At 42.0% G+C, this 17,581-nt stretch carries 17 protein-coding genes and 1 tRNA gene; 13 read left to right on the top strand and 5 right to left on the bottom strand.

Annotated features, from left to right (window positions below; genetic code table 11):
- Positions 1 to 22 precede the first annotated feature (22 nt).
- Complete coding sequence (locus HB679_RS06980; RefSeq protein ID WP_214071209.1) at positions 23 to 532, top strand: hypothetical protein; 510 nt, start codon at positions 23 to 25, stop codon at positions 530 to 532.
- A gap of 124 nt (positions 533 to 656) precedes the next feature.
- Positions 657 to 1,247 carry a hypothetical protein gene (locus tag HB679_RS06985; protein WP_214071210.1) on the top strand — a complete coding sequence of 197 codons (591 nt, stop codon included), beginning with the start codon at positions 657 to 659 and terminating at the stop codon, positions 1,245 to 1,247.
- 453 nt (positions 1,248 to 1,700) lie between these two features.
- Here the strand turns inward: HB679_RS06985 and HB679_RS06995 are convergent, their stop codons facing one another.
- From HB679_RS06995 to HB679_RS07010, 4 genes are all read right to left on the bottom strand, one after another.
- Positions 1,701 to 2,225, bottom strand: coding sequence for a hypothetical protein (locus tag HB679_RS06995; RefSeq protein WP_214071211.1), 525 nt, complete (start codon positions 2,223 to 2,225; stop codon positions 1,701 to 1,703).
- Between the two features lie 201 nt (positions 2,226 to 2,426).
- Positions 2,427 to 3,353 (bottom strand): SDR family NAD(P)-dependent oxidoreductase, encoded by a 927-nt coding sequence (locus HB679_RS07000; protein WP_214071212.1) that lies wholly within the window; start codon positions 3,351 to 3,353, stop codon positions 2,427 to 2,429.
- A 196-nt stretch (positions 3,354 to 3,549) separates the two neighbouring features.
- A complete protein-coding gene (locus tag HB679_RS07005; RefSeq protein WP_214071213.1) occupies positions 3,550 to 3,990 on the bottom strand; it encodes a MarR family transcriptional regulator in 441 nt (146 codons plus the stop codon).
- A gap of 290 nt (positions 3,991 to 4,280) precedes the next feature.
- Positions 4,281 to 4,354, bottom strand: a tRNA-Ile gene (locus HB679_RS07010).
- 123 nt (positions 4,355 to 4,477) lie between these two features.
- Between HB679_RS07010 and HB679_RS07015 the strand changes: the two genes are divergently transcribed.
- From HB679_RS07015 to HB679_RS07025, 3 genes are read left to right on the top strand one after another with little or no spacing between them, the layout of a single operon-like run.
- A complete protein-coding gene (locus HB679_RS07015) occupies positions 4,478 to 5,422 on the top strand; it encodes a sugar phosphate isomerase/epimerase family protein (protein ID WP_214071214.1) in 945 nt (314 codons plus the stop codon).
- Positions 5,419 to 6,051: an HAD family phosphatase gene (locus HB679_RS07020; protein WP_214071215.1), complete on the top strand. Its 633-nt coding sequence runs from the start codon at positions 5,419 to 5,421 to the stop codon at positions 6,049 to 6,051. The genes HB679_RS07015 and HB679_RS07020 overlap by 4 nt, the downstream gene beginning before the upstream one ends.
- Position 6,052: 1 nt before the next feature.
- Positions 6,053 to 6,532 (top strand): DinB family protein, encoded by a 480-nt coding sequence (locus tag HB679_RS07025; RefSeq protein ID WP_214071216.1) that lies wholly within the window; start codon positions 6,053 to 6,055, stop codon positions 6,530 to 6,532.
- Between the two features lies 1 nt (position 6,533).
- Here HB679_RS07025 and HB679_RS07030 read toward each other — a convergent pair whose 3' ends face one another.
- Positions 6,534 to 7,712: a proline dehydrogenase family protein gene (locus HB679_RS07030; RefSeq protein WP_214071217.1), complete on the bottom strand. Its 1,179-nt coding sequence runs from the start codon at positions 7,710 to 7,712 to the stop codon at positions 6,534 to 6,536.
- 139 nt (positions 7,713 to 7,851) lie between these two features.
- Here HB679_RS07030 and HB679_RS07035 point away from each other — a divergent pair, with 139 nt between their 5' ends.
- The 8 genes from HB679_RS07035 to HB679_RS07070 all read left to right on the top strand — a co-directional run bounded on the left by HB679_RS07035 (position 7,852) and on the right by HB679_RS07070 (position 17,359).
- Positions 7,852 to 8,058: an RNA-binding S4 domain-containing protein gene (locus HB679_RS07035; protein ID WP_214071218.1), complete on the top strand. Its 207-nt coding sequence runs from the start codon at positions 7,852 to 7,854 to the stop codon at positions 8,056 to 8,058.
- Positions 8,059 to 8,061: 3 nt separating this feature from the next.
- Positions 8,062 to 9,162 carry a 3-dehydroquinate synthase gene (gene aroB / locus HB679_RS07040; protein ID WP_346345135.1) on the top strand — a complete coding sequence of 367 codons (1,101 nt, stop codon included), beginning with the start codon at positions 8,062 to 8,064 and terminating at the stop codon, positions 9,160 to 9,162.
- A gap of 99 nt (positions 9,163 to 9,261) precedes the next feature.
- Positions 9,262 to 10,209: a sterol desaturase family protein gene (locus HB679_RS07045; protein ID WP_214071219.1), complete on the top strand. Its 948-nt coding sequence runs from the start codon at positions 9,262 to 9,264 to the stop codon at positions 10,207 to 10,209.
- A gap of 273 nt (positions 10,210 to 10,482) precedes the next feature.
- A complete protein-coding gene (locus tag HB679_RS07050) occupies positions 10,483 to 11,406 on the top strand; it encodes a prephenate dehydratase (RefSeq protein WP_214071220.1) in 924 nt (307 codons plus the stop codon).
- A gap of 25 nt (positions 11,407 to 11,431) precedes the next feature.
- Complete coding sequence (locus HB679_RS07055; RefSeq protein ID WP_214071221.1) at positions 11,432 to 12,562, top strand: bifunctional 3-deoxy-7-phosphoheptulonate synthase/chorismate mutase type II; 1,131 nt, start codon at positions 11,432 to 11,434, stop codon at positions 12,560 to 12,562.
- A 7-nt stretch (positions 12,563 to 12,569) separates the two neighbouring features.
- On the top strand, positions 12,570 to 13,850 hold the full coding sequence (aroA, locus tag HB679_RS07060) for a 3-phosphoshikimate 1-carboxyvinyltransferase (protein ID WP_214071222.1): 1,281 nt from the start codon (positions 12,570 to 12,572) through the stop codon (positions 13,848 to 13,850).
- An 82-nt stretch (positions 13,851 to 13,932) separates the two neighbouring features.
- Positions 13,933 to 15,030 carry a chorismate synthase gene (gene aroC, locus HB679_RS07065; protein ID WP_214071223.1) on the top strand — a complete coding sequence of 366 codons (1,098 nt, stop codon included), beginning with the start codon at positions 13,933 to 13,935 and terminating at the stop codon, positions 15,028 to 15,030.
- A 385-nt stretch (positions 15,031 to 15,415) separates the two neighbouring features.
- Entirely contained in the window at positions 15,416 to 17,359 is a 1,944-nt protein-coding gene (locus tag HB679_RS07070) for an endo-alpha-N-acetylgalactosaminidase family protein (RefSeq protein ID WP_214071224.1), read from the top strand.
- The last annotated feature ends 222 nt before the right edge of the window (positions 17,360 to 17,581 follow it).

Consider the following 17,581-nt stretch of genomic DNA (forward strand, 5'->3'; position numbering starts at 1 on the left):
ACTAAAAAAAACATTACAAGTTATGAAACAGCACTACACACTAGCAATTATTGCGGCATTTGTTTTCGGCTTATCAGCCTGCCAGAAATCAGGACCAGGTTCGCGTTTAGACGGTGGCCTTACCGTATCTAAAAATAATTTATTGGGCAAATGGAAGGAAGTAAAACTGCACACTGTACAAACCGTTAACGGCGTTGTAACCGATGAGACCCTAACGTCAACCCCTACAACTACCGCGCCTTATCTGAATGCTTATGACAGCATTGAATTTACGCAAGACAATAAAGCAACTATTTATGCAGCTGCCAGCATTGATCCAAGAAGCGGTGTGGCTATTCCTTATTGGATTGCAGCAAGTAATTACACTTATATTCTATCAGGATCTGATCTGATTCTCACTTCAGAAAACACCCAAACGGGTGCCTTAGTAATGACGATAACAAAACTCGATTCGAATAACTTGACGCTGCATTATACACAGAAAAGCGGCGATATCGATATTGTTATTGATAACTATTACACCAGGAATTAAGGATCTATTAATGTCGGGATTGGTAAGGTCACTACGATATATGTCGCATATTTTGATTCATAAACACTTTGGTTTTAAAAAATTATATATATTTAAGTGTTTTATCTAAACCCCAAAATCATAAATGAAAATGTTAATTACCGGGGCAGCAATGCTTGCCTTCCTTTCTTTCGCCACAGTGGCTAATGCTCAAAAAATAAAGCTTGTTGACGGCGACCCATCACCTTTAAAAAATGAATCGTCAGTTGCTTTTAAATTTACTTACGACAATATGGCTATTGGCAAGTTCGAGAACGGACAAGACTACATAGACAAGAAAAAAGCAGAATACAATGCAAAACAAGATGGCAAGGGCGACAGATGGGCCGAAGCATGGGTAAACGACCGCTCAGCGCGCTATGAGCCTAAATTCATCGACCTGTTCTTGAAGTACAGCTTGATGTCTGAGAAGAAAGATGCTAAGTACACCATTATCTTCCACACCTCATTTACCGAAGCTGGATACAACGTTTACATCAGCCGCCATAACGCCGAGATTAATGGAGAAGCAACGATTGTTGAAACTGCTGATCCAAGTAAAGTGATAGCAACTATTTCGATAGAAAAAGCACCGGGCCGTACCTTTGGTGGTGATGATTACGATGCCGGAACCAGGATCACAGAATCATACGCCGATGCCGGTAAATACCTGGCTAAATTCATCAAGAAAAATTGATACTTATTTTATCATACGAAAAGCCATCGTTAATGATGGCTTTTCTGCTTTTAAATTGTTTTTTTTGATTAAACAGTGGACCCACTGTTAGCTGAGAGGCAAGCCAGGTATTAAAGCTGTTTATGTATTACCCAACCCAACGACAAACGTATTATTGCCTCAAATCAGCAATCAGGCAATGTTTCGGAACAATTAAGCGTTAGCAAGGGCGACCGCCTCGCCATCGCGACCATGTACGGTTTCTCTAATAATTGGTTCTTCGCTTCAGCCAATAACGGGGTATATACAATGCAAAAAGGTGACATTTCCACCATTATTAAATTGTACGACGATGGTACCGCCATCAATTAATTCCCTGGTGCAGGCCTTACTCAATTCAACCTTGACTTCAATTCTTTGCGATGAGTACTGACTTAATGACACCAACTCTGCCTTTATGTTTTTTCATAGTTTTCAAGCCGTCTTACGCTCAGCGGCGAGTACCACAAAAAGAATAGTAAAATCTTTTGCAGAGCGATTATGCCAGCTATGGAAGGTGCCGTTGTGTACTATCAAATCGCCGGTTTTTAACGTAAGTTCGTGTACCTGTCCATCTTCGCCGGGATACGCAACGGTCGGTTCGCCATCGATTACGATGGAAAAATCAATGCTGTCGGTGCGGTGCATTCCGTCACCTTCTTTCCCGAGAACCATTCCCGGTGTTCCCATGTCAATGCTATTTGCACCTCTAAGTTCCGCGGGGCCGTCTCCCGTTTCAGGGGGAAGCGTATAGAGATCTACTCTGATACCGCCAAGCGGGCCAAACATCCCCATTTTTTTATATTCACCCAGTACTTCTTCTGACCTTAGCGGCAGGTTGGGAACCCTGTCAAATCCCCAAATATTGGTAACGAAGTCAATTGTTTCTGTGTCGATGGTATCTATCGTGGTAGCCACGCCAATTTTAGCTTCTCCTGTGATGATTCTTCTAATTTGCATATTTGTTTTTTTTGTTTTTGAACAAAGCGCCATGTATCACCATCTCTGGCCATATACCCTCCGCTTGGTGTACTGAAATGTGTGCCTAATACCAGGCTATCCCGATCCGTATGCTCATGAATAAAATAAAGACGGGTCTTTTGGCATAGCCTTATCGAAATCAAAGTTGCTGTTGATCTTTGGATTTGATTTTCTTCAATCTTATTTTATGAAACGGTGAATTGCCGCATCCGCATTGTCCTGAAATGAAGTATTTTTCAAATCAGTGTAAAAAGTGCTTTGGTCAACCACCTCTCCTGATAATTTACCTTCTTTACTTGCATAAAAAACGCCACTTTTGAATCGCTCATCCGAAATGCCATCTACAAAGCGTTTTGCACCTACTTCCAACGTATGCACCATTTCTCCAAGCAATGGAAATACAATAGGCATCATCAAATACTTCAACATAAATTTCATTGCCGGAGGCAAACTATCTGGTGCATTGGTACCGCCGGTGTTCCCGGGACTCATGACAACAAATTTAAGGTCAGGATATTTTCTCGCCATTGATAAGGTCCACATTGTCAATGCATATTTGACATATCCGTATGCTTGAATTGCTTCAAACTTTTCACCAAAATATGATCCATCAAAAACAGCAGCAAAATCATCTGCAGAAGAAGTCTTCATGGCAACCGGTTTCATTCCGAGCATCGTTACGCCGGGTACAGCTTCCGCACTTACTGATAGTACTGCTTTTTTTAATAAATCACGTTTGATTAATTCTTCCACTAAAATTACATTACCTAAAATATTTGTAGCAGCTAACTCATTCATACCGGAGGGAGTAATTTTCGAAGCCGTTTTGCCAATTACTCCACCCGCATTTAATATCACTGCATCAATAGGTTCCTTTATTTTTTCTACTGCTTTTCTTACGGAATTTGCATCCGAAACATCTCCAATAATTATTTCAAAAATCTCTCTCCCAGTTTGCGCCTCAAGGTCCTTTTTTGCAGCCTCGGCTTTCACTTGATTTCTGCAGAAAAGAATTACTTTTTTTGTTTCTTTTTTTAATGCTAACTGTCGGGCAGCTTCTTTCCCAAGTCCAGCATTTGCTCCGGTTATTAATATGCTATCGTTCATTTTTTATCCTTTTGAAGTAATCGTATATAATTGTGTTTAATTTAATTACGGTAATACGAGCCACAGTAAATTAATACCATATTAGAATATTACCAATATGGAACTAATGAGACTAAAAAAAGGCCCGTTTTGGGGCCATCTTTTTAGTTCGACATTACAATATTACGAATATCGAAACAATTAAACAAAAAAACTTTTATGTATTATTTAAAGAAGAAGCCAAAACGTGTATGTGCTTTATAACAAGGCCTTGTGTTTTGTCATCAAATTGCGATAAGAAACTTTCGGACAATTTTTTATTCTGATTAATAATTGTTTTATAGGCCGTTTTTCCCATAGAATCCAGAAATACATTTATGACACGTCTATCTTCGCTGGAATGTCCTCTTGATAGGATTTTTTTTTCTACAAGTTTGTCTACTATGTTTGTAAGTGTACTCATAGGGGCATCGATATTTGCAGCAATCTCACTCATTTTTATACTTTCCTTTTGACCTACTAAATACACAATAACCAGCTCTTTTTCATTAAGCCCGCCGCAAGCTTTCCCACAGTTTTCCGTTTCTCTTTTAATAGCTTGAACCAGGCTAAGCATAGCCACATTAAATTTGTCCGTAATTTCGTCTTTGACCTTCATCAAAAATGTATTTTTAAATAAATGTTAAGTTTTCACAAATCTACATTATTTTAACAAGGGTTCTTTGTGAGAACAATCAAGTAATTTATTTCATAAAAGCGGTAATTCATGGATGGGTGTTATTGTAGAAATTAATCAGTAATCGAATATAAAATGATCGATAGGACGAAAATTGTCTGCTAAATTTCACCAGAAAAAACTACCCGATTATGAATCCTTGAAAGCCATACCTATTTCGTACCAAACGAAAAAAGCAGCTACATTTTCAATGTAGCTGCTTAATTTACCCGTGCGCCCACCTGGGCTCGAACCAGGGACCAAAAGATTATGAGTCTTCTACTCTAACCAACTGAGCTATAGGCGCGCAGAAATCTTGTTAAATTTCAGGCTGCAATGTTACAATTTTTCGCAAACATTTGCAAAGGCTTATTTTAATTTAAATAGCATATTTTTGGTGACAGTACAGCCAAAAGCACTATTTGCCAACATGAATCAATCTTCACAAAACCGCAGGCGGGCCTTGCAAACTTTAGGGTTAACAGCAGGTGCCGCCCTGCTTAACAGCAAAACTTCGGGCATGAACGTTTCTAAGAAACCTAATCAGGCGTTTAAGTATTCATTGAATATGAGCACCATTCGCGGGCAAAAGCTGGGATTTATCAAAGAAATTCAAACTGCTGCAGCCGCCGGTTTCACATCCGTCGAGATTTGGTTAGATACCTTCCAGGTGTTTTTACAAAATGGCGGCTCAACCATCGAAGCTAAAAAAGTCATTGAGGGTTTGGGTGTAACCGTTGAAAATGCCATTGGCTTCGCAGAATGGATTGTTGATGACGAAGAAAAGCGCAAAGACGCCCTGTCACAATTAGAACGGCAGATGGATTTATTAGCCAAAATCGGCTGTCATCGTATTGCTGCTCCTCCGTCAGGCGCCACGGGCCTGCCAGTTATTGACCTGGATGTTATAACGGAAAGATACCGCGCTATTCTTGAGCTGGGTAATCGTAGCGGTGTTATTCCTATGGCTGAGATGTGGGGAGGATCGCATAATCTTAAAACCATAAGTCAGGTGCTATATGTGGCCGCAGCCAGCGGCCATAAAAATGCGTTGATATTGCTAGACGCGTTTCATATCTACAAAGGCGAATCGAGTTTGGAGAGCCTTCCATTTGTAGGCAAGAGTGCTATCGAGGTGTTTCATATCAATGATTACCCCACAGGTATCTCCCCCAACAAAATATCTGAGCCCGATAGGGTTTATCCGGGTGATGGCATAGCACCTTTAAAACAAATGCTACAGCTAATCAAAAACCCCGAAAAACCTATTGTGCTATCACTCGAAGTATTTAACGAAACCTATTATAAACAAGACGCCTTACAAGTAGCCAAAACCGGACTGGCTAAAATGAAAGCAATCACTGAAGGTATATGAACCCAATAAAGAACATCATTTTTGATTACGGCAACGTAATTTTCTACATAAATTTCCAACAAGTGGCCGATGCATGGAAAGCCCTGGGCATTGACAATGCCGACGAGTTTTACGGACATCGTAAACAAGACGATGTATTTAACGCTCTGGAACGTGGCGAGATCACACCGTCAGTTTTTCGCGACCGCATACGTGAGTTAACTCACAAACCAGAGCTAACAGATCAACAAATTGACGATGCCTGGAACGCAATTTTCGTCGGTATCCCCAAAGGAAACCATGAATTACTGCTGCAATTAAATCATAAATATCGCACCTTCCTGCTCAGCAATATCAACGCTATCCATTATGACTATGTGCATGATTATTTGAAGCGCGAATACAATATAGATGACAACTCTGGTTTATTTGAGAAAACTTATTATTCTCACCTGATGGGTAAACGCAAGCCTGATGCCGAGATATTTGAACAGGTTTTACACGAAAACAACCTTAATCCTACCGAGACTTTATTTATAGACGACAGCCCGCAGCATCTGGAAACGGCCAAAAAATTGGGCCTGCAAACCTACCTGATGACTGCGCCAGACAATATCCAGGATTATTTTAAAACTAACGGCTTACTGTAATATGCAACAGTTGTTAGCCGCTCAGTACGAAGAAATAAAAGGTGCACGTGGTGCGCTTTTGGATTATTGTAAAACGATCTCCGAGGCTGATTTACAAAAAAGGGTGCCTGAATTTAATGACAATACTGTCCTTCGATTGATGGGGCATTGTGCCAACACTTACGTGCATTGGCTAACTCAATTGGATAAAAGTAGCGATATGCCTTTTTTTGACAGTATATCCATCAAAAACATAGCCGAAATACAAGACATCTTTAAACAAATAGATCAAATTGTTGCAGATTTCTTAGAACGCTATAGGGCAGATTACACAAAGTCAATGACAGAAACCTTGCCCCGATACACAGAGCAAATAACCGTTACTCCTTTACAGCTATTTACGCACACTATTACGCACGAATTTCATCACAAAGGACAAATATTAACCATAAGCCGATTACTCGGTTATACGCCGGCTGATACAGATGTAATTCGTTTTTAACTTAGATCTTGCGGCGTTTTCTTTCTTTAACAATCAGGCCTAACTCACGGCTCATTTGGCCGGCAATGGCAGTATTCTCCTGCGCACGGCGAAACAGATATGGTAACACCGCTTTTATCGGCCCGTACGGAACATATTTAGCTACGTGATAATCAGCATCGGCCAGATTAAAGCTTAGGTTATCGCTCATACCCAGCAGTTGTGCAAAATAAACGTGCGGATGTTTATGGTCAATTTTTTTGGAGTCCATCAATTCGGTCAATAACCGGCAGCTGTCTTCGTTATGGGTACCGGCTACAAAAGCTATTTGATCTATGTGATCGGTACAATAATTTAAAGCCTGGTTAAAGTCGCGGTCGCTGGCTTCTTTGGTAGGTTGTATGGGCGATGGATAGCCTTTTTCTTCGGCACGTTTACGCTCCTTTTCCATATATGCACCACGTACCAGCTTGGCTCCCAGTATAAACTTCTCTTTGATAGCTACTTCGGTATCGCTTTTGATTGATGCCAGTTTATCGTGGCGATAAAGCTGATAAGTATTATAAATAATTGCTTTTTCTGTATTGAATTGACGCATCATATCCAGCGCCAGCATATCAATGGTATCCTGTATCCAGGTTTCTTCGGCATCGATCATTACCGGTACACCTACCGAATGCGCTTTTTCACATATCGCCAAAACGCGATTTTTAACTTTTTCCCATTCTTCTTTTTCGGCCGAACTCAGCTTTTGTTTAGCATCTAGTTTTTCCAGCAATCCGAAACGACCTACGCCGGTTACTTTAAATACCGTGATGGGAATTGCTTTATCTTTATTTGCACGTTTTATGGTGCGGATAATCTCTTCGCAGGTTTCATCAAAAACATGCTCATCATCTTCGCCTTCTACAGAATAATCCAGGATAGTGCCTACCCCACCGCGCTCTAAAGTCTTAATGGTATGTTCGCATTCGCGGATAGTTTCGCCACCGCAAAAATGGCTGAAGATGGTGGCTTTGATCAAACCTTTGATAGGCAAACCAATCTTTACCGCAAAATTGGTAATTGGCGGGCCAACTTGCACCAGGAAATTAACGTTGATGATTTTGAAAAGCCAGTAGGCACGTTTTAGATCAGCATTTGACGAATGACGGAAAGCAATCTCCGTATTCTCAAAAGACAAGCTGTGTTTTTGAGTCATAGTTATATTTGACGATTCACGTTTTTGCCACTCGCAAAACCAATAACACGGTTAGCCATGAATCATTAGCGTGCTACAAAATTATAAAATGATAGGAACATAACTCAATATTCTGCGAATAGTTTATTTTTGCCGCCTGATGATAGAGTTTAAAGTTACCGGCGATTACATCCCGATGATCCAATTATTAAAGGCTACACACCTGGTTGCAACCGGCGGCGAGGCACAAATAGTTGTGGATCAGGGCGAAGTAAAATACAATGGCGAGGTTGATTATAGAAAACGTCTGAAAGTAAAAAAAGGCGACATAGTTGAATTTGCCGGTAACACAATAAAAATAATTTAATTTATGAGTACAGTATTAAATACCGATATCTGCACAATTGATGTTATGGATACCCTAGAGAGCAATAATTACAATATATATTTTGAAAACAGCCTGGGCCATTTAGCCAGTTTCATTGAAAACGGACATTACTCGCGTTTTTTTGTTTTAACCGATGAAAATACCGCTCAACATTGCCTGCCTTTATTAAGAGAGCGTCTGGGCAATCCTGAAAACTTTGATATTATTGAGATAAACGCCGGCGAAGAAAGTAAAGACATTGATTTTTGCATAGGCGTTTGGAAAATGCTGATTGATTTTGGTGCCGATCGTCAAAGTTTATTAATTAACCTGGGCGGTGGCGTAATTAGTGACCTGGGCGGCTTTGCTGCCTCGACCTTTAAACGCGGTATTGACTTTGTACACGTACCTACTACCCTGCTTTCGCAGGTTGATGCTTCGGTAGGCGGTAAAACAGGTATCGATATTGACAGCATTAAAAACATCATAGGCACCTTTACCCAGCCAAAAGCGGTATTTATTGAGGACGAATTTTTAAAAACTCTTCCTGCTCGTCAAATCCTTTCGGGTACCGCTGAAATGCTTAAACATGGCCTGATCTGCGATGCTGCTTACTGGAATGAACTGAAGGCGAGCGATCTTACAATCCCTTCAGCCGCGTTGGTTTACAAATCGGTAGCTATCAAAAACAAAGTAGTACTTGAAGATCCGCATGAAAAGAATATCCGCAAATCATTAAACTTTGGCCATACCATTGGTCACGCGGTTGAAACATATTCTTTGATTAATGATGAGAATTCTTTGTCACATGGCGAAGCTATTGCTATCGGCATGATCTGCGAAGCTTATTTATCGCATAAAAAAATAGGCCTTAGCGCGGCTGAATTAGCCGAGATCACTGAAGTACTGATGGATCTTTATCCAAGATATGAGCTGAAAGGAATTGATACTGCAACCCTTATAGAATATATGCTGAAGGATAAAAAGAACCAAAACGGCAAGATCAACTGCACATTATTAAGCAAGATTGGTCAGTTTGTTATTGATAACATCTGTACCGAAGAAGAGTTAATTGAAGGCTTAAATTACTACGCTAATTTATAGCGCCTTACATTCATCCAAAGTAAAAAAAATAAAAACGTAAATTCCTGTTTACTGTTATTAATCACGACAACGTCGCTATATCCGGCATTGTCGTGATTAATGTGGCATTTAGATCTGCGCGATAAAGCGGTAGTAATTCTGGTAAGTTTATTGGCGATATTAACGCTGGTAGAATTGGCGTTAAGCTATCGGGAAGACCGCAAATACTATCAAACGCGCGATACCTTTATCAACATCTACCTTACATCGCTGGCCTTCCTGATTAATCTTGGTGTTAAAACCAGCACTTTCTTTATACTGGATTTTGTTTATCATTTCAGATTATTTCAAATAACAAACACTATAATTTACTGGTTTACACTGATTGTTGTGCAGGATCTTTTGTATTGGATATTGCACTACACCGGGCATTATTGCCGTGTGTTTTGGGCTATGCACGTTACGCATCACTCTTCAGATCATTTTAATTTGACTACCGGCTTTCGGTCTACAGTATTTGAACCGCTGTACCGCGTATTTTTCTACCTTCCGTTGGCTTTAATAGGTTTCACAGCTTTAGATATATTGTTTGCTTATTTAGTAACCCAACTTTACGGCAACCTGGTTCATACCCAATATAAAATTAACTTGCCTAAGTGGTACAGTTATGTTTTTGTAACGCCATCTCAGCACCGCGTTCATCACGCATCAAACCTGCCTTACCTGGATAAAAACATGGGGATGGTATTTATTATTTGGGACAGGCTGTTCGGCACATTTAAAGATGAGGATGAAAAGGAGGAGATCAAATATGGGTTAACCCATCAACCCGATGATATGGGGCCGGTAAATGTGCTGTTTCACGAATGGAAAGCTTTGCTGCACGATGTTAAACATGCGCCGGGCTTTAAAAACAAATTGAGATACTTTTTTTATCCACCCGGATGGAGCCATGACGGCAGCACGCAAACCGCGCGGGTTATGCAGCGCAAGTTGGCCGAGCAGCGGCGACTAATGGAAACTAATAAACTAAAACATATGCCACGGTCCGGATCTGCGGCAGCCTAAACCAAATAAACTATCACAAAAATCAAATTCGCCGTATAAAATTTGTTTCGACCCAATTATTTTCAAATAATTAAAATATTCTATTGACAAAGTAGATTATTAGTTCTATTTTTACGGCAGAATTAACAAACACATGAAATTAAACGCTGCATATTTTTATGGCTACTACTTTTACTTTAACAGTGAGAGCCGGGACTGATATGCATTAACAACATATAAAGAAACTGAAAAGTCCCGGCATAAAAAACCGGGACTTTTTGCTTTAATAGCATTATGAAGAAAGAAAAACCAAGAGTTGCCATACAAGGCATCCGCGCTTCGTTCCACGAAGAGGCCGCCTTGAAATACTTTGGAGAAAACATCCAGACTATTGAATGTAACTCTTTTAAACAGACATTTGACGCGCTGGAAAATAACCAGGCCGATTATGTGGTAATGGCGATAGAGAATAGCATTGCAGGCAGTATATTACCAAACTACTCCTTGTTATTAAACTATAACTTTCCGGTAATTGGCGAGATCTACTTGCCTATCCAACTGCATTTGATGGCTTTGCCGGGTGTAACATTCGAGCAGATCAAGTACGTAACCTCGCACCCTATCGCCATTCGCCAGTGTATTGATTTCTTTGACGAGTTTCCGCACCTGAAAATTGTAGAGAGTGTAGATACGGCAGCCTGTGCCAAACGCATCGCAGATGAGAAACTGACCGACACTGTCGCTATAGCCAATACCTTAGCTGCAAAACTTTACGGGCTGGATATCATCGAGCGCCGCATCGAATCCAACAAGAAAAACTTTACCCGCTTTTTGATCTTAACTGCGCACGAAAACGTAGTAAAAGCGCCGGCCAATAAAGCTTCATTATGTTTCCAGGTGAGTAACCAGGTGGGTGCCTTGGCTAAGGTTCTTAACATATTTGCCAATCAGGGCGTTAACATGAGTAAGATCCAATCAATGCCGGTATTAGGTAAACGTAACGAATACAATTTTTATGTAGACGTGGAATGGGAAGAAACCAAGCAATACGACAGCGCGGTAAAGCAGATCTTAAAATACACCCACAACTTTAACATCCTGGGCGAATATAAACGCCATGAAGAAGAACCAACGCCAGAACAAATCGTAAAAACATCGCCCTCAAAACCCGAGCGTAAATATATCAGCATCAAAAAGCTGGCAAAAAACACTAAATAAGTCAAGATATTATAACAACAACAAAATGAAACTTAATTTAAACATCCAACCATTAAATTCTTGGATAACAGCAACTAAAGAGCCACTATTAATTGCAGGCCCATGCAGCGCAGAAACTGAAGATCAGTTAGTAGCTACCGCTCATTTATTAAAAAACACGGGGCGCGTTACTGCATTACGTGCTGGTATATGGAAACCACGTACCCGTCCGGGCGAGTTTGAAGGTATTGGCAGCATTGGCTTAGAGTGGTTAAAACGCGCTAAGGCCGAAACCGGTTTACCAACCGCTGTTGAAGTTGCAACTGCAAAACATGTTGAAGAAGCTTTAGCTGCAGGCGTTGATATTTTATGGGTAGGTGCCCGTTCAACCGCTAACCCTTTTACCGTACAAGAAATTGCTGACGCTTTAAAAGGTGTTGACGTACCCGTAATGATTAAAAACCCGGTTAACCCTGATATTTCATTATGGATTGGTGCTATCGAGCGTATCAATAACGCAGGTATTACTAAATTGGCCGCTATCCACCGCGGTTTCTCATCTTACGAAAAATCAGCGTTCCGTAATGAGCCAATGTGGGATATCGCTATCCACCTGAAAACTTTAGCACCACACTTGCCATTAATTTGCGATCCGAGCCACATTTCTGGTAACCGTGACCTGATTGGCTATGTGTCTCAAAAAGCTTTGGATTTGGATATGCAAGGTTTGATGATCGAGTCGCACATTGACCCAAGCGTTGCCTGGACAGATGCTAAACAGCAAGTAACTCCGGCTGCATTAGTTGATTTAATCGATCACCTTACTTTACGTAAACCCGAAACCACTAACGCGCAGGTTAACGACAAACTGACCGAGCTACGTAACAACATCGACAAAATTGATGACCTGTTGATCCAGAAAATTGCTGAGCGTATGCAAATTGCCGAGCAAATTGGTAAATACAAAAAAGACAACAACATCACCATTTTACAGGTTAACCGTTGGGACGAGATCTTAAACAAACGCATTAACTACGGTAAAGCGCTTAAATTAAGCCCAGACTTTACCGAAAGATTATTAGAGTTATTGCACACAGAGTCTATCCGCAAGCAAACTGAGATCATGAACGAAGGTCAGGCAGCAGGTCAGCAAGCAGAGAAACTTACCCACGTTTAATCAAACAATGAGTCAGAATATTCTGCTTACTAAGAAGGACAAGCAAGCCATAGGCGAGATTCACTTAACCGGCTCAAAAAGCGAGTGCAATCGTGCGCTGGTGATTGAAGCTTTAAGTGGCGCCAGGGTGCGTGTTGAAAACATCTCAGACGCAGCCGACACCGTTACCTTACAAAAGGTATTAGGTATAACGCTGCAAACTGTAGGTTATGAATCGCAGCCTATTACGCACCATGTTGAACATAAGGTAGTAAATATTGGCCCTGCCGGTACCGCTATGCGCTTTTTAACGGCTTACTATACGTTGCAAGACGAAGAGGTAGTACTAACTGGCAGCGAGCGCATGAAACAACGCCCGATAGGTATTTTGGTTGATGCTTTGCGCACGCTAGGAGCCGAGATCAGTTATGAGGAGAACGATGGTTACCCTCCTATCCGTATCAAAGGCAACATTCAGCAGAGTACCGATAAAATCAGCATTAAAGGCAATATCAGCAGCCAGTATATTACTGCTTTGTTGCTGATAGCACCTAAACTGCCAATGGGTCTGGAAGTACATATTGAAGGAGATCTAACCTCTCGCCCTTATGTAGAAATGACCCTGGGTATGCTGGAACAAGCAGGTATAAAGCACGAATGGAATGGCAACGTGATCAGCATACCTAACCAGGAGTTTAAGGAAACCGTTTTACCGGTTGAGCCTGATTGGAGCGCTGCCTCATACTGGTATTCAATAGCTGCATTGGCCGATAAAGCTGATCTGTTTTTGCACGGCTTAACCCCATACAGCTTACAAGGCGATAGCGTGATCACCGAGATCATGGCTAACTTCGGTATCACCTCTCAATTTAGAGATGGTGGTGTACATCTGGTAAAAGAGCAGAAACCGATAGTTCGTAAGCAATTCGATTTAAAGAAATGCCCTGACCTGGCGCAAACCATTGTTGTGGTGTGTGCTGCACTGGGTCATGAAGCAAGCTTTACCGGTCTGGAGACGTTGAAGATCAAAGAAACCGACCGTATAGCAGCTTTACAGAACGAGCTTGCCAAGATGGGCGTTAAGCTGATCGAGGAGAACGAAACCTACACCCTTGACTGTAGCGGCAAGTTTATCCCCGAACGCATGTTCATCCATACGTATGACGATCATCGTATGGCTATGGCCTTTGCGCCGTTGGCATTGATCATTCCTGAATTGGAAATTGAAGACGCCCCGGTGGTAGAGAAATCATACCCGGCTTTCTGGACCGATCTGGAAAAGATAGGCTTTGAAGTAAAAGACATATAAAAACAAAAGGATTGCGTCGTCGTGCTTGTTGTTAGCGACGATGTAATCTTTATTCACTCATTCACAACTCACTCATTAAGAGATGGCAGGCAATTCATTCGGACAATTATTCAGGATAACCACATTTGGCGAATCGCATGGCGAGGCTATAGGCGTAATTATTGACGGTTGCCCGTCGCAGTTACCGGTTGACCTTGACTATATACAGTCTGAGCTGGATAAACGCAAGCCCGGCCAATCTAAGATCACCACACAGCGTAAGGAGAGCGACACCGTGCGCATCCTTTCAGGTGTGTTTGAAGGTAAGACTACCGGTACTCCTATCATGATGCTGATCCCGAATGAGGACCAGCGCAGTAAGGATTACAGCCACAATACAGATGTGTTCCGTCCCTCGCATGCCGACTATACCTATCACACTAAGTACGGTATTCGCGACCACCGTGGCGGCGGCCGTTCATCAGCTCGTGAGACTGCGGCTCGCGTAGCAGCCGGAGCATTGGCGAAATTGCTGTTGAAGACCCAGGGTATCGAGATTGTAGCACACGTGAGCAGCGTAGGCAAGATCAACGCACCAAACGTGGAGATCAAAAGCGCCCAACAGTTTATCGACGACCGTGAGCAAAACATTGTACGTTGCGCCGATCCGGCGACAGCCGAAGAAATGATAGACTTTATCGACTCTGTCCGTAAGGATGGCGATACTGTAGGCGGCAAGGTAAGCTGCCATATATTGAACTGCCCCGTTGGTTTAGGCGAGCCTGTGTTTGATAAGCTGCACGCCGATTTAGGCAAAGCGATGCTAAGCATTAATGCGGTACATGGCTTCGAGTTCGGCTCGGGTTTTGAAGGTAGCGAAATGCGTGGCTCTGAGCATAACGACATCTTTGTTAAGTCGCACTTGGGTGACATCAGTACCATTACCAACTACTCGGGTGGCATACAAGGCGGTATCAGCAATGGCATGCCTATTGATTTTAAAGTAGCCTTTAAACCGGTTGCCACCATCATGCAAAACCAGGCTACTATCGATAGCGAAGGCAATGCTGCCGAGATCTCGGGCAAAGGCCGCCATGACCCTTGTGTAGTACCGCGCGCGGTGCCTATTGTTGAAGCTATGGCCGCCCTGGTTATTGCCGATCATTGGCTACGCAACCGCAATACCATTTTGCCTCAATAAGCACTGGTTAATAGCGCTGTTTTGTTTCACGCGGATGTGTAACAGATGAAACATCATTTTATTGTAAATATCTATCATACAGATATTTGCGAAAATTTAGTGAAACAAAATGAAACAAGCCCTAAAAGCTCCATAAATCATGTAATTGCCTTAAAATAAGTTAATTAAATAACTTATTTGACTCTTTGACCAAATGGAGTGAAACATCTAAACACTTTCTATTTGTCGCATCCCCGCCGTTGTTGGTGTTATCACCAACAACTTTCTTATAAACATTTAAAATCCCTTTAAAACACTTATTGTTGCAATACCTTCAAGGGCCTGGGCAGTAAAAAAACACATTAAAAACATTTCCTAAAAAGACTTAATTTAGATAGGCTTTTCTATGAGATACTTATTTACCCTTCTGGCCTCATTACTATTAGCTAACGCGATTTCTGCGCAGGAACTTCCGACGGCATATCCTTTTGGTAAAGACCTATCGCAAACCATGACCTACAAGGTGATGTTGCGCTGTGCCACGCCCGATCAGGTATCTAATCTCGACCTGAGTGCTGTATTAAAATATATCAGGCAATTGGATAACATTACCCGCGGGCTACCCAAAATCGTAATATTCGGGGGTTATCAGCAAGATGGGCATGACCATCAATATCCCTGGTGGTTACCGGCAGACAGCACACTTTTTGCACCGGGCAGACTAAAAGGAAAACCGGCACTAGACTGGCTGATGAGAGAGGCGGCTAAATATCATACCCATTGTACCTTTCACGTTAACCCGTTTGATGCTTATATGGAAAGCCCCGAATGGAACCTATACGCCAAAAATAATCTTATCTGCAAAGATAAGGACGGGTCTTTCGTAAAAGGGCAAAAATGGTGGGGCAGGCAAAGCTATTTTGTCGATCTGGTAAACGAATGGAATACCGGTATTGGCAAACAACGGATTGATGCATTAATCAAAGCCTTTCCGCAGTTACAAGAAACCGGCGTACTCTATTTTGATAACATCACGCAATATCCGGCTAGCCCATATTTCAACCACACCAGCGACGGGCAGCGCAACATCATCAAAAAAATAGCGCTTTATTTAAAAAACAAGTACAGCATTCAGCTAATTGCCGAGTATGGTGACAAGCAATTGTATGGGTATTTATCGCAAGGCATTACCTGGGATTGGGGTGAATACTCTTTAGGCATTAATCCCATGGAAATACCGCCCTATTTAATGTGCGGCGGCCGCGATATTGCGCATGACAAATTATTAGGGCAACGGTTAGATATCAAACCGACTCTGCAGGTTTTTGGCAGCAGTGTGCAATTTGAAGATATCCAATTTCAACACTTTCCGGAAAGGGCGCAGCGCGAGTTTGCGCATCATACCCTCGCCTACTTTAACCTCAACCGTTTGCTGCGCGAAAAATACACGGTCGACAAGGACGCTTATACAGCCTATTTTTCTGATAATATCGTAAGCAGTTATAAAGACAGCCTGCAAACTATCACACAGAACGGGCATCTCATCAAATCAGGCTATGATGTTTTTATGCCGGTTTACTGGCTTGATCATCCTGAAATAATGTGTTACTCGCTAAGTGGGAAAATGCGTACCTGGGTGTTTCCTAAAAGCTGGAACAAGGTTGGCACCGCAGATATTTATTTAATTAAGCCCGACACCGTTTTACTTCAAGAAACAAGCAGATCTATAAAAGATCATTCCATAACTTTAAAAATGAATGCCGGCGATTGCCTGAGTATAGTGCCTCATGGAACAGCTATAAATCATATCCGCACTATTTATCAGCTCCCCGTTTCAGGAATGGTAGCTTTTAACGGTGCGGATAGAAAAACCAAAGGCAATTGGGTTGGCAGCTACGGCAAAAAGGGTTATGATATAGCCGGCGGACAGCGCAGGTTAACATCGCAAATAAACCTCAGATACATCGGCAGTAATTTAGAAACCTGGGCCTCAATGCCGGCAGACGATCGCGCCCTGTATACGTCTCCGAAAAAATATAACCGTGTCGCTGCAGGTAATACAGCTATACTTCATGAACTTATTGATATAAACTTAAGTCGTCACTTACAGAAAAAGGTAACCCTTTATATTTTAGATTGGCAGCATCAACACCGGCAAATGCTGGTTGATGTCATAGACCCGAACACGAAGAAGGTATTGCAATCTAATGTGATTTCAAACTTTGACAGTGGTGTTTACCTCAACTACACACTAACCGGACACGTTCAATTTCGACTGACGCGCTTTTTCTATGAGGGATATAAAGATCCCGGTTATCCCACATTTTCGGGTGTCTTTTTCGATAATTAAGAGATCAGTCACGCTCGTTCCTCGCTCACGATGACGGATCGGTGAGCTTAAATTGCATTGCCATCTTTCCCCAACACGTCATCGCGAACATAGCGTGGCGATCTCCGGCGCGCTATCTTTAATCGCGCGGTAAGAGATCGTCACGCTCGTTCCTCGCTCACGATGACGGATCGGTGAGCTTAAATTAGATTGCCCTCTTTCCCCAACACGTCATCGCGGGCA

Source organism: Mucilaginibacter sp. dw_454, assembly GCF_018449775.1.
GTDB lineage: Bacteria > Bacteroidota > Bacteroidia > Sphingobacteriales > Sphingobacteriaceae > Mucilaginibacter.

Excerpts from the sequence above, each read along its gene's own strand:
- HB679_RS06980 (WP_214071209.1), top strand. The coding sequence starts at position 23 with ATGAAACAGCACTACACACTAGCAATTATTGCGGCATTTGTTTTCGGC.
- HB679_RS06985 (WP_214071210.1), top strand. The coding sequence starts at position 657 with ATGAAAATGTTAATTACCGGGGCAGCAATGCTTGCCTTCCTTTCTTTC.
- HB679_RS06995 (WP_214071211.1), bottom strand. The coding sequence starts at position 2,225 with ATGCAAATTAGAAGAATCATCACAGGAGAAGCTAAAATTGGCGTGGCT.
- HB679_RS07000 (WP_214071212.1), bottom strand. The coding sequence starts at position 3,353 with ATGAACGATAGCATATTAATAACCGGAGCAAATGCTGGACTTGGGAAA.
- HB679_RS07005 (WP_214071213.1), bottom strand. The coding sequence starts at position 3,990 with ATGAAGGTCAAAGACGAAATTACGGACAAATTTAATGTGGCTATGCTT.
- HB679_RS07015 (WP_214071214.1), top strand. The coding sequence starts at position 4,478 with ATGAATCAATCTTCACAAAACCGCAGGCGGGCCTTGCAAACTTTAGGG.
- HB679_RS07020 (WP_214071215.1), top strand. The coding sequence starts at position 5,419 with ATGAACCCAATAAAGAACATCATTTTTGATTACGGCAACGTAATTTTC.
- HB679_RS07025 (WP_214071216.1), top strand. The coding sequence starts at position 6,053 with ATGCAACAGTTGTTAGCCGCTCAGTACGAAGAAATAAAAGGTGCACGT.
- HB679_RS07030 (WP_214071217.1), bottom strand. The coding sequence starts at position 7,712 with ATGACTCAAAAACACAGCTTGTCTTTTGAGAATACGGAGATTGCTTTC.
- HB679_RS07035 (WP_214071218.1), top strand. The coding sequence starts at position 7,852 with ATGATAGAGTTTAAAGTTACCGGCGATTACATCCCGATGATCCAATTA.
- aroB (WP_346345135.1), top strand. The coding sequence starts at position 8,062 with ATGAGTACAGTATTAAATACCGATATCTGCACAATTGATGTTATGGAT.
- HB679_RS07045 (WP_214071219.1), top strand. The coding sequence starts at position 9,262 with ATGTGGCATTTAGATCTGCGCGATAAAGCGGTAGTAATTCTGGTAAGT.
- HB679_RS07050 (WP_214071220.1), top strand. The coding sequence starts at position 10,483 with ATGAAGAAAGAAAAACCAAGAGTTGCCATACAAGGCATCCGCGCTTCG.
- HB679_RS07055 (WP_214071221.1), top strand. The coding sequence starts at position 11,432 with ATGAAACTTAATTTAAACATCCAACCATTAAATTCTTGGATAACAGCA.
- aroA (WP_214071222.1), top strand. The coding sequence starts at position 12,570 with ATGAGTCAGAATATTCTGCTTACTAAGAAGGACAAGCAAGCCATAGGC.
- aroC (WP_214071223.1), top strand. The coding sequence starts at position 13,933 with ATGGCAGGCAATTCATTCGGACAATTATTCAGGATAACCACATTTGGC.
- HB679_RS07070 (WP_214071224.1), top strand. The coding sequence starts at position 15,416 with ATGAGATACTTATTTACCCTTCTGGCCTCATTACTATTAGCTAACGCG.